We start from the raw sequence: 11,958 nt of genomic DNA, 5'->3' as shown, positions 1-11,958 counted from the left end.
GAGTGTAGAAAAGCGAAAGGCCCTTAGAAAGTCCTAAGAGCCCAACGCCGGCCGGGGTAGTCCCAACCCATTTAGGTATTAGTTTAACGCAACTTTTATTCAACTAGCGCATGCTACTCTTGTGCGACGAGCAGAGCGCGAGTCATCTATTAGGGTAATTCAGCCACCAACTCCGGCACAAGCTCAAAAAGATCGCCCACTAGACCATAATCTGCGACATCAAAGATTGGCGCGTCAGGGTCTTGATTAATCGCAACAATCACCTTAGCGTCTTTCATCCCAGCCAAATGCTGGATCGCCCCCGAAATGCCTACCGCCAAATACAGCTGCGGAGCAACAATTTTACCGGTCTGCCCAACTTGATAGTCATTAGGAACAAAGCCCGCATCAACGGCTGCACGCGAGGCGCCCAAGGCAGCGCCCAATTTATTGGCCAGCGGCTCTAGCAGTTTGGTGTAATTTTCTGCAGAACCCAGCCCACGCCCGCCCGCGACCACGACTTTTGCAGCCGTCAGTTCCGGGCGCTCAAGCTCAGTGAGTTCGCGGCCAATAAATTGAGAGAGGCCTTGATCAGGGGCCGCCTCGAGCGTTTCAATCGGGGCGTTTTGGCTCTGCACTGCCACGGCGTCAAAGGCTGTGCCACGCACAGTGAGAACCTTTATCGAGTCATTAGAGTGCACCGTGGCAATGGCATTGCCGGCATAAATAGGTCGCTCGAAAGTATCTGCGTCCAGTACGGCAATCACCTCGGAAATCTGGGCAACATCCAGCTTGGCGGCGATACGTGGCGCAATATTTTTACCATACGCGCTCGCTAATAGCACAATGTGCGAATAAGACGCGGCGATCTTAAGTGCCGTCGTGCTTACATTTTCAGCTAAGCCATCAGCAAGTTGCACAGCATCCGCTAGCAGCACTTTTGCAACGCCAGCAATCTGCGCCGCCTCGTTTGCTACACTTTGCGCCTGGTGGCCAGCGACCAACAGATGGAGTTCTTGCCCTGTGAGGTTGGCTAGCTTGGAGGCCACACTCACTGCATTGAGCATGCCTGCCTTCAATTTATGATTATCGTGTTCTGCAATGAATAAAATTGTCATGTCACCTCTTTTTCGCGATCTAAAAAACTGCCTGGCTCTAAACGGCTACAGAACCTTTGCTTCGTTTTTTAGTTTGTCGACTAAAGTTTTTACATCCGGTACTTTAATGCCGGCCGAGCGCGGCGCTGGTTCAGCCACTTTGAGTGTTTTTAGCCGTGGCGTTACATCCACGCCAAGCGCATCTGGAGAAATAATCTCAAGCGGCTTTTTCTTCGCCTTCATGATGCTTGGCAGCGTCACATAACGCGGCTCGTTTAAACGCAAGTCAGTTGTAATCACTGCTGGCAGCGTTAAGGAAAGCATTTCTATCCCACCGTCGATTTCACGCGTAATCTGCGCGCGGCCATCGACAATATTCACTTTTGAAACAAAGGTGGCTTGTGGTAAATCGGCTAAGGCAGCCAGCATCTGACCCGTTTGATTCGCGTCATCGTCAATCGCTTGCTTACCCAGGATAATTAATTGCGGCGCTTCTTTAGTGACCAGCGCTTGTAAGATTTTAGCGACTGCTAACGGTTGCAACTCTGCATTCGTTTCAACCAAAATTGCACGGTCCGCGCCGATTGCTAACGCGCTGCGCAACGTTTCTTGACACAGCGCCACACCGCATGAGACGGCAATAATTTCCGTCACTAGCCCCGCTTCTTTCAACCGCACGGCTTCCTCAACGGCGATTTCATCGAACGGGTTCATCGACATTTTCACGTGCGCAGTATCAACACCGGTATGATCAGGCTTGATACGCACCTTTACGTTGTAGTCGACCACCCGCTTGACTGCTACCAGGACCTTCATCCACCTACTCCCTTCTAACTATTAATTGAGCGATATTATAGCGAGCGTCACGAGCCTACCTGTCACCAGGCAACCAGCGCTTCCCCTTTAAAGTGGCTTTCAATATATTGCTTCACTTCGGGCGAGTGATACGCACTTATCAGCTTGGCGACCCAAGGCTTGTTTTGGTCGCTCGCACGCACGGCAATGATGTTTGCATACGGTCCTTTCGGGTCTTCAATGGCAATTGCATCACGGGTCGGAGTCAACTTCGCTTGCATTGCAAAATCTGTATTGATCGCCGCTGCATCCACATCTTTTAATACCCGTGGAATCTGCGCTGCATCCAATTCAATGAATTTCAGTTTTTTAGGATTATCCGTGATATCAAGCGGTGTGACTAACTCCACGCCAGCACGCAGTTTAATCAACCCCTGTTTTTGCAAAAGCAATAACGCGCGGCTGCCATTGCTCGGATCGTTCGGCAACGCAATTTTGGCGCCGGGCTTCAGTTCAGATAAGGATTTAAGCCGCGCCGAGTAAATCCCCAGCGGGAACGTTACGGTATTTGCCACACTGATCAACGAGTAGTTGCGATCTTTGTTCTGCGCAATCAGATAAGGCAGATGCTGAAAACTATTTGCATTTAGGTCACCCGCAGCAAGTGCGGCATTAGGCTGCACAAAATCAGAGAATTCGATGATCTGGATGGCCAGTCCATTAGGTTCTTTGGCCGCAACTTGTTGCACCACCGCCAGCATTTGCGCATGTGGGCCGGTCGTTACGCCTACTTTAATTTTGTCTGCAGCACACGCCAACAGCGGCGAAAGAAACAGGCCCCCCAGAACCACGGAAAACCGGAATAAAGCACGAAATTTTATCATTAATTGCTCCCTTTTATTTGTGACTCAACCTGCGCACAAGCCAATCTCCAAACGACTGCACCAACTGCACAAAAACCACCAATATCAATACGACAGCCAACATGACTTCAGGTAGAAAACGCTGATAACCGTAGCGAATACCAACGTCACCCAGCCCGCCGCCGCCTACTGCGCCAGCCATCGCTGAATAGCCAACCAGACTCACAAAAGTTACCGTCAAACCCGCCACAATCCCAGGCAATGCTTCGGGTAGGAGTACTTTGCAGATAATCTGCCAGGTACTGGCGCCCATTGCCTGCGCAGCTTCAATCAAGCCGGCATCCACTTCACGTAACGCCACTTCGACCAAGCGCGCCACAAATGGCGCGGCCGCAATTGTTAATGGCACGATGGCCGCCATGGTGCCAATCGAAGAACCGACCAGCAAGCGGGTGACAGGGATGACCGCCACCAGCAAAATAATAAACGGCGTTGAACGCACGGCATTCACCGTCAGCCCAATTATACGATTTAACAGAACGTTTGGCAGCACACCATCACGCGCGCTCAGGTAAAGGAGAACGCCGAGCGGGACCCCCAACAGCGCGCCCAGCACACCCGATACACCGACCATCAGTAGCGTTTCTTCAAATGATAAAACCAATAAGCTGAACATTTTATTCTAGATCCAATAGTTCCTCGACAAGCACCCCGCGCTGCCGTAAAAATGCAACGGCCTCAGCGACTTTGACTGGAGCGCCACTCGCAAGCACAGCTAAAGATCCAAAGGGCTGCCCCTGGACCTCGTCAATCCGGCCATGCAAGATATTAAAATCGACCATCGCATAATGCCGCATCGTTTCTGAGAGCACGGGTTGATCGACACCGCTGCTCGCAAAGGCCAGTCTAAATAGATGATGGCGCTGCTCGCCCTGGTTACGCTCATTCATTTGCGCGCGCAAACGCGCTTTCAGTGCCGGCGGCAATTCATGCCCGATCGTTTCACCCAATAATAAGCGAGTGACTTCGTGTTGTGGTTGCAAAAACACCTCTCGCACTGGCCCTACCTCAAGGATGCGGCCAGCATCCAACACCGCTACGCGGTCACAGACTGCCTTGATGACATCCATCTGATGCGTAATTAACACAATCGTCAGTTTCAGCTCGTCGTTAATCTGCTTAAGTAAATCTAAAATAGAACGCGTTGTTTCAGGGTCAAGGGCGGAAGTTGCTTCGTCGCATAAAAGCACGCGCGGCCGGTTTGCCAGTGCGCGTGCAATCCCTACTCTTTGCTTTTGTCCACCGCTAATCTGTGTCGGGTAACGGTCTTTTTGCGCACTCAAGCCAACTAATTCGAGCAAAGGCAGTACCGTTGCCTCGATTGCGGTACGACGCATACCCGCAAGTTCAAGCGGCAGCGCAACATTGTCAAACACGGTGCGCGAGGATAATAAATTGAAATGCTGAAAGATCATCCCAATATCGCGGCGAGCCGTGCGCAATGCATCTGGCGTAAGCACCGTTAAATCGCGCCCGGCAACGATAACGCGCCCTTCTGCGGGGCGACTGAGTAGATTAAGAATCCGAATCAGTGTGCTCTTACCCGCACCGCTACGCCCGATAATGCCGAATATCTCACCGGCAGCAATCGTTAGGTTGACGTCATGTAAGGCCTCAATTGGGCCCTTGGGACCCGCAAAGCGCTGTGTAATGTGGTGAAGCTCAATCATAACCAGAACGGCGAAAGTGTTAACATATTTGATCTACACGATAATGGCAGCCTGCTTAAGCTTAAGCAAGCTAAAGATGAAAAACCCTACTAGTTTAAGTTTTATAACTAGGCGCTGGCAAGCCGCGCATCATTTTTGAAATCAACACAAGGCTTAGGAACCACTGTGATAACTGCTTTTTTAATTTCGACTGGCACCGTGGCGCTAGCCGAAATAGGCGATAAGACGCAATTACTCTCCCTGGTTCTTGCTGCCCGCTACCGTAAACCGTGGCCGATTATTCTCGGCGTACTGGCTGCGACCCTGGTCAATCATACCCTAGCCGGCGCGCTAGGCGCTTGGCTAGGCGCTCGGCTTACGCCTGAATTAATGCGCTGGGCGCTGGCCATCTCGTTTATTGGCATGAGCGTATGGATGCTTGTGCCTGATAAACTCGGCCCGCAAAAAGAATATAAGGCAGGCAAGCTCGGCATCTTTGGCATCACGTTAATCGCTTTTTTCATTGCTGAGATAGGGGATAAAACACAACTGGCGACGATCGCTCTGGCCGCCCGCTTCCATGATTTTTGGGGCGTCGTGCTAGGCACAACGGTTGGCATGATGCTGGCGAACGTCCCGGCTATTTTACTAGGTGACCGCTTTGCACACCGGCTGCCACAGCGTTGGGTACATGCGATTGCTGCAGGCATATTTGGTGTGCTTGGTGTGATGGCAATGCTTAAAATTTGATGAGCTAGTATCGATTTGGTGGGGGCGACCAGAAGTTGCTTGAATCTCTGTTCCACGGGAGAAATCGAACCCGATGAAACCGGTTGCTTCATCAGCTGTTCCCTACTCGGACATGCGGAACTGGTAATAACACGTATTCGGGAAGCGCAGGCTTTATTAGGACATAGTAGCGTGGTGATGACAGAGCACTACGTGCGCAAAAGAGGAAGGATGGTGACGCCTACAAAATAAAATTTTGTAGAATAAGCTAAAAAAGCTCTATCGGGCTGAAACCCTTATGTTTACTTGGTGCCCAGGGCCGGAATCGAACCGGCACGCCTTGCGGCGGGGGATTTTGAGTCCCCTGCGTCTACCTATTTCACCACCTGGGCAATGGGGCGCATAGTACCATAAATAAAGGATGTGCGGCATATGCCTATTTAATTTTTTGGCTATTTTTGCTCCGCGCAACCTTCCGCTAAATTCGGAGGGTTGCGCGTTCGCAGTCGATTTTTCAAGGTTGCCGACAGAGAAAGCCAAATAGTCAATATTGATCCGCTAGCGATGATAGCCTCATGCAAGATTAGAAGGTACGGACTGCGCGTTTACCGATTGTCCTGACCTGACTGACTCTCCGATCGATGGACTGGATAGTGCTGCAGGGAGGGCATCCAACGTTTTAGGTTTTGCCAGCTGCTTGAATTTAGCTGCCGCGGATAGCACGCCGCTTAGTTGCCTAGTTGTCTGGTGGAAGCGTAAAGCCGGCTCACCCATTGCCCCGCGCTGCTTTAAGAGTTGCTTTTTTATCCCACTTAAGCCGTGTGCACCTTCGATGGATGTATCCGTCACGGTAAGCACGTGATGTGTCGAACTCCAGCACAAAATCACCTTATCTTTTTCCGCCTCTTTTTTTATCTCCCACCGGCGGACCGAGTGATCGGCACCGCCGGTCACTAAATACGTCCCATTGATACTCGCATTCCAAGCGACACTCATGACTGGCCCGGTAAAACATTTGACCTCCCCCTGACACTGGCCCGTTTTTACGTCCCACAGCCGCACGGTATGGTCATCGCTGCCAGAGGCGATCAAATCTCCTTGCGGTGAATAGGCTACGCTTCTAACACAATTAGTATGTCCTTTTAAGATGTGGAGCACAGCGCCGGTTTCTACGTCCCACAGCCGCACGGTCTGGTCATTACTGCCAGAAGCAATTTGATTGCCTTGCGGTGAATAGGCCACGCCCCTAAGCCAACTCGTATGTTGGTGTAAGACGTGGCGCACAGTGCCCGTGGTTACGTTCCACAGCCGTACGGTCTGGTCATCACTGCCAGAGACGATCAAATCCCCTTGCGGTGAATAGGCTAGACTCATAACTCTATCCGTATGGCCGCTTAAGGTGGCGCGCAAAGTACCGGTTTTTACGTCCCACAGCCGCACGGTGCAGTCGTGGCTTCCAGAGGCGAGTTGATCCCCTTGCGGTGAATACGCTACGCTCCTAACTCTATCCGTATGTTCGCTTAAGATACGAGGCAAAGAATCCGTTTCTACGTCCCACAGCCGCACGGTATTATCCCAGCTGCCAGAGGCGATCTGCCCGCCTTGCGGTGCAAACGCTACGCTATTTACCCACTTAGCATGTCCACGTAAGGTGTGGCGTAAAGCGCCCGTTTCCCTATCCCACAGTCGCACGGTCTCGTCATCACTGCCAGAGGCGATCAGATCCCCTTGGGATGCATACGCCACACTGTTAACCCAATCAGTATGGCCGTTTGAGATGGAGCGCCAAACGGCCGTTTCTATATCCCACAACCGGACTGTTTCATCTGCACTACCAGAAGCGATTAGTCCCCCTTTCGGTGTATAGGCTACGATCGTAACGTTACGACTATGCCCGCTTAAGATGCGTAGGCAAGTGCCCGTTTCTACGTCCCACAGCCTGACGGTATTGTCCCAACTCCCTGAGGCGAGTTGATCTCCTCGCGGCGAATACGCTACGCTATTAACGACAAGGGCATGGCCCTCGACGCTTAAGGTGCGAAGCCAAGTGCCGCCTTCTACATTCCACAGCATCACTGTACTGTCAGCACTCGCAGAGGCGAGTTGATCCCCTTTCGGCGAATATGCTACGCTATTGATCCCATGAGTATGTCCGCGTAAGGTGTGGAGCAAAGTGCCGGTTTTCACATCCCACAGCCTGACGGTATCGTCCCAACTCCCAGAGGCAAGTTGCCCCCCTTGCGGTGAATACGCTACGCTCAAGACTCTATCACCATGTTTGTCTAAAGTGCGCAGGCAGGTACCCGTTTTCACATCCCACAGCCTGACAGTATTGTCCCAACTGCCAGAGGCGAGTTGATCCCCTGACGGTGAATAGGCTACGCTATTTACCTCATCCGTATGGCCGCGTAAGGTGTGGCGCACAGTGCCTGTTGTTACGTCCCACAGCCGCACGGTAGTATCCCGACTGCCAGAAGCGAACTGCCCACCTTGCGATGAATACGCGACACTCCTAACGGCGTCGGCATGGCCGCGTAAGGCATAGATTTTTGCCTGACTTGCTGTATCATAAAGATTGATGTTTCCGTTACTCAGACCGATGGCACAAGCATCGCCATCAGGTGAATATGCATAGGCCAGCACGCCGGCCTCTTCTTGGATAAAAGGCCATTCGCCAAACTGCACGCCGGTCATCTGCGCGCCACTCAAATTCGCTTGGCGCAGCCAGATAGCGCGAAGATTGACCTTTCTTAAATCGGCCCCTTGCAACTGCGCAGAATCGAACTCGCCCTCACTCAGATCCGCCCCGGGAATCTGGATGCCCCGTAAATCCGCGCCATTAAATGGCACACCCGCTCTCACCAAGATCGTGATCGCATTGGCCGCGGCCTTACGCACTGCGTTGCGTAGCGGGTTGTCTGTTCTTTCTATTTTTGAACGTTCAATCACTGCGAGCAACTGTTGCTTGAACAAAGGCTCTTGTTGAACGCGCTCCACTAAAAATTGCAGAACGGACGGCTCACCGACGAAATTCTTCTTCGCCAAAGGCGAATCGAGCACCGGCTGCTCAACGGCTATAGTGGCTTCTTTCGAAGCGGTTTGGCTTTCAAAACTTAAGATGGAACTCACGCTGCCTCGACGGGCCAGAGCTGGCTTAAAGGCAACTTTCTTTGCGTGCTCCTTATTTTGCGGTTCAAACACCGCGCGGGCCACCCCGTATTCCAGTAACGACCGATGGATAAATCGATACTGATTGCCACTGCGGTTTAACGGCAGGGCTTCACGCAGCAGGTGTTTTTCATCTTCTCGGCTAAAAAAGGCCTCTTTCCACGTTTCTTGATCTCTAAAGTGCGAATACTCGACCACCGGATGCCCCGCTTGATGCTCATAAATAGCGGCCGACAAGTTTTTCAAAAAAACGATGCCGTTCTGCGTAAACCCTTCATCTGCTAAACTTTCAAAGGCTTTTTTTTCTGGACCGGTTAATTCTTTTTTGCCTAATCGTTTTTTACCACGCTCCAGCCATTGCTCCACGAACTGGTCATAGAGCGCAACGCGGCTTAAGCGGACCGTAGAAAACTCTTTTCTTAGATCCACCAAGCGAGGGAGCACCTCTAGGGATAGGGTTAAAAGAAAGGGATTTTTCACCAAATCTTGTAAATGGGGGATACCCTTAAGTGCCTGTAGGTAGTCACTCTCCTGCCAGAGCGGTCTAATCACGGACACATATTGCCTGACGTAATCTTTAATTTGCCCCTCGGAAAATGGGGTGATGACCGCTTCCTGAAAAAGCGTCGATTCATCCTGGTAATGGCCGTCCGTCGGCTGAAAGAGATCCCGATAATCGAGGCCAATATATTCGCTACGGCAGCTGATCACCATCTGCGCCTGCCATTCTCCTGGCTGATTTAGCAGGTTATTGGTATACAGATTATGGGTTTGTTGGCTCTCATCATAGCCGTCACAAATCAAGACAAATTTGTGATGCTCCTTTAACGCTCTAATCTGCGGTTCGGTAAAGCCTGCCTTGCGTAATTGTTTGGGGATCAGATCCTGTTCTGGCTTGTCAATCGCAGGCAAGTTAATAAAGAGGGGGATGCTCGGGTCTTCCGCTGTCTCATAGACGTCCCAGAGGGCGGTTTCGAGCGCCCGATTAAAGGTCGATTTACCCGCACCGGAATCGCCTAAGAGCAACATCACCTTTTGATTATTATCCAGAAAGTCGTTGACCTTTTGGGTTAGATCAAACAGTGCTGTATCGCGCGCTTTTAGGCTATGCTTGGCTTGTGGGGAGACATACACGCCGCCACTCCGTTCTTTTAAGCGCTGACGTTTGAGCTTGCGCAAGTCAGTCTCGACGTCAGGCTTATTCTGAATGCGGTCTAACAAGGATGGCGAAGCGAGCAGCGGTGGTCCTACATTCAGGGTATAGGGACATCGGCCTTTGCCCTCTTTTATACAGTCTTCATAAAGCTTTTGTTTCTTAGCATCCTCACTCTTTTTCAACGCTTTAAGCAGAGTTTTGGCCGCTACTGCTATCTCAAACGACTTTTCCGAGGCTTTAAGGGAAATTTTGCTCTTTAGCGTACGCTCAGACGAATCGGCTAGGTGCATTAGAATCTTAATAATCCATTGCTTGACGTTGGCGTGGTGCCCCCACGTCGCATCGTCTTTATACAGCGCACCTAAAAAGTCCAACGCGCTTTGCCGTATGCCCGCATCCCACAGCGGATTAGCAGCCAGTTGCGCTAAGCGTTCGCATACCCCCCACTGAAAAGCAGAAGCGCGCCGACAGGGTGCTGCGCACACCAACTCTTTGAAGTCTGCGAGCCGCCCTTTTTGTAGCAACTGATCGGCGACTTGCAAGGCGGGATACCATGCACTTTTACGGTCAAAACTGTATCCTTCTTGCAGGCTTTCAAGAAAACTTTGCCCGCTCTCCTTCAATGACATCACCGTGTCATAGCCTTCCTTGAGGGTTTTAGCGGCGATTACGATCCCGCCTACTCCCTCTTGAATACTCTTTAAGCCGTCTATGAAACCATTCAGGTCAAAGCCTTTGATGGCACTCACTATCTCTGCGGCACCCCCCAATATTTTTCCTCCGATTCGTTGCACCGCGTCCAATAGCATTTCATCATTGGGCACGTATAGCAAAGCTTGAGCGGCATAGGCGGCTTGGTAGACGAGATATGGGTCATCGCTACTCTTTAACCCTTCTAGATACGCAGAGAGCGGAGCATGGAGGGCTTCGCGTTTTACGCCCATGACGTGGCTATCGGCCATCGCATCCAATACGTGCGATACCGTGCGCGTTAATTGATAAATAGGGTCCGTAGACTGCCCATGGGTATCTTCTAAACGTGCATCTAAGAGTTTTAATATTTTTGCTAAATCATCTTCCGTTAAATAACCAGGAGTCGTATGTTGAATCAGTTGAGCCAGTCCTTCCAGTAAAGGAGAATCCAACAAGACTGATTGATTTATGCCATCTACACACTGTGCTATGAGCTTTTTAAAGTGCTCCTGCTCGAGAACTGGGGCCAGGTACACCATTTCGGCTACGGTGGTGGCCTCTTGGAGTGGATCCTCGATGAATTCCCGGATCAAATTGGTTGCCAGGCTACGGAGCCTTTTTTGTTCTACTTCATCTTTTGCTAGGGCCTGTGACCAGTCACTTTCTTTTTCATTGAGGGATCTATGCTCTAACGAGACACTGGGTAACAGGCTCAAGCAGTACACAAGTTGGGGGGTGCTGGTGAAGTGGTCATCTGCTTGCGGTAAGTCATAGCGCTCAACCGGTGCAGACACATTCTGCGCAAAAATATGGGCAGGAATCTGGGCGATATTGCGGCCCAGACTGCCCTTATTATCTGCTGTGGAGGCGTGTTGGGGCGTGGCTGAAGCGGGGTGAGAATGGAATCCGCCTTTAATCGACTCAAACGTGCTGCTGGGACGAGAGGAAACAATCGGCCTGGCTTGCTCCTGGACATATCCCCACTTTTCTGCTTTTTTATAGCTGACCTGCGCCTTATCGGAGTGACCTAAGTTTTCTAACACTTTGCCGTGCTCGAAATAAACGGTACCGATTTTAGTCCGCAGGGTTTGATCTGCTAGGGTCTCAGGAGTATGCGCTTTTCTCAAAGCTCTTTTCATCTGAGATAACGAGGCTTCCGCGTCGTCGCATAACACTAAAGCTATTTCGAGGTCCTTGGCCTTGCGGGCATTCTCTAAATAACAGTTAGCAAGGTCTAGTGTTTTCTGTGGTGAGAGCGCGCTCCGTGATGACGAAAAGATATTGCCTAACACATCATGTCCCCCCTGTTATTTTCTATTAAGTGTTTCAACGCAGCGCCCACTTGGGCAAACCTGCCTCGATGTTTCGTCCGCTGGCTTCCGCTAGGGTCAAGTGCGCTAGGAGCATGATTGGCACTAGATGATGATACGCGAGCCTCTTGGTCTGTCGTTCCAGCACGTGCAAGGAGTATATCTATACTTTGCGGGGACTGTCACCTACTCGCTAGAGTTTCAAATGAAGAATGCTTATGGCGTGGCTGGCTTTATTAACGGTCTTCGTATTAACACATGTAGTTACGACTGTTGTCACAGTTTTGCATCTGTAATTTTTGCAAAGAGCGTGAAATAATTATTGCTCGACATGGGCGGCCAGTGGCATTGCATTGGTGTATTGCTCGGCAGTCTTCAGAGAGGTCGCTTGTCAACATCCTGCTCAGCACGCCTAACAAGAGGCGAGTTATAGCGAAAACAGGACATTCGTGCTATATA

At 51.0% G+C, this 11,958-nt stretch carries 7 protein-coding genes and 1 tRNA gene; 1 reads left to right on the top strand and 7 read right to left on the bottom strand.

Going from position 1 to position 11,958, the window contains the following annotated elements; all coding sequences use genetic code 11:
- Nucleotides 1–149: 149 nt before the first annotated feature.
- From KMZ15_RS03030 to KMZ15_RS03010, 5 genes are all read right to left on the bottom strand, one after another.
- Complete coding sequence (locus KMZ15_RS03030) at nucleotides 150–1,097, bottom strand: electron transfer flavoprotein subunit alpha/FixB family protein (RefSeq protein WP_223694054.1); 948 nt, start codon at nucleotides 1,095–1,097, stop codon at nucleotides 150–152.
- Between the two features lie 45 nt (nucleotides 1,098–1,142).
- On the bottom strand, nucleotides 1,143–1,892 hold the full coding sequence (locus KMZ15_RS03025; protein WP_223694052.1) for an electron transfer flavoprotein subunit beta/FixA family protein: 750 nt from the start codon (nucleotides 1,890–1,892) through the stop codon (nucleotides 1,143–1,145).
- A 62-nt stretch (nucleotides 1,893–1,954) separates the two neighbouring features.
- Nucleotides 1,955–2,755, bottom strand: coding sequence for a MetQ/NlpA family ABC transporter substrate-binding protein (locus KMZ15_RS03020; protein ID WP_308710505.1), 801 nt, complete (start codon nucleotides 2,753–2,755; stop codon nucleotides 1,955–1,957).
- A gap of 13 nt (nucleotides 2,756–2,768) precedes the next feature.
- Nucleotides 2,769–3,410 (bottom strand): methionine ABC transporter permease, encoded by a 642-nt coding sequence (locus KMZ15_RS03015; RefSeq protein WP_223694050.1) that lies wholly within the window; start codon nucleotides 3,408–3,410, stop codon nucleotides 2,769–2,771.
- Between the two features lies 1 nt (nucleotide 3,411).
- Nucleotides 3,412–4,464 carry a methionine ABC transporter ATP-binding protein gene (locus tag KMZ15_RS03010; protein ID WP_223694048.1) on the bottom strand — a complete coding sequence of 351 codons (1,053 nt, stop codon included), beginning with the start codon at nucleotides 4,462–4,464 and terminating at the stop codon, nucleotides 3,412–3,414.
- A 165-nt stretch (nucleotides 4,465–4,629) separates the two neighbouring features.
- On the opposite strand from KMZ15_RS03010, the gene KMZ15_RS03005 reads away from it, so the two are divergent.
- The gene (locus tag KMZ15_RS03005; RefSeq protein ID WP_223694046.1) at nucleotides 4,630–5,193 is read left to right on the top strand and encodes a TMEM165/GDT1 family protein; all 564 of its coding nucleotides are present in this window, start codon (nucleotides 4,630–4,632) and stop codon (nucleotides 5,191–5,193) included.
- Nucleotides 5,194–5,479: 286 nt separating this feature from the next.
- Here KMZ15_RS03005 and KMZ15_RS02995 read toward each other — a convergent pair.
- Nucleotides 5,480–5,564 (bottom strand) — tRNA-Leu (locus KMZ15_RS02995).
- 181 nt (nucleotides 5,565–5,745) lie between these two features.
- Nucleotides 5,746–11,481, bottom strand: coding sequence for a pentapeptide repeat-containing protein (locus KMZ15_RS02990; protein WP_258134761.1), 5,736 nt, complete (start codon nucleotides 11,479–11,481; stop codon nucleotides 5,746–5,748).
- Nucleotides 11,482–11,958 lie beyond the last annotated feature (477 nt).

The sequence above is a fragment of the Mycoavidus sp. HKI genome, assembly GCF_020023735.2.
Taxonomy (GTDB): Bacteria; Pseudomonadota; Gammaproteobacteria; order Burkholderiales; family Burkholderiaceae; genus Mycoavidus.
This window is presented reverse-complemented; position numbering and strand designations above follow the sequence as displayed.

Bases quoted from the DNA above. Each gene is read 5' to 3' on its own strand.
- KMZ15_RS03030 (WP_223694054.1), bottom strand. From the start codon at position 1,097: ATGACAATTTTATTCATTGCAGAACACGATAATCATAAATTGAAGGCA.
- KMZ15_RS03025 (WP_223694052.1), bottom strand. From the start codon at position 1,892: ATGAAGGTCCTGGTAGCAGTCAAGCGGGTGGTCGACTACAACGTAAAG.
- KMZ15_RS03020 (WP_308710505.1), bottom strand. From the start codon at position 2,755: ATGATAAAATTTCGTGCTTTATTCCGGTTTTCCGTGGTTCTGGGGGGC.
- KMZ15_RS03015 (WP_223694050.1), bottom strand. From the start codon at position 3,410: ATGTTCAGCTTATTGGTTTTATCATTTGAAGAAACGCTACTGATGGTC.
- KMZ15_RS03010 (WP_223694048.1), bottom strand. From the start codon at position 4,464: ATGATTGAGCTTCACCACATTACACAGCGCTTTGCGGGTCCCAAGGGC.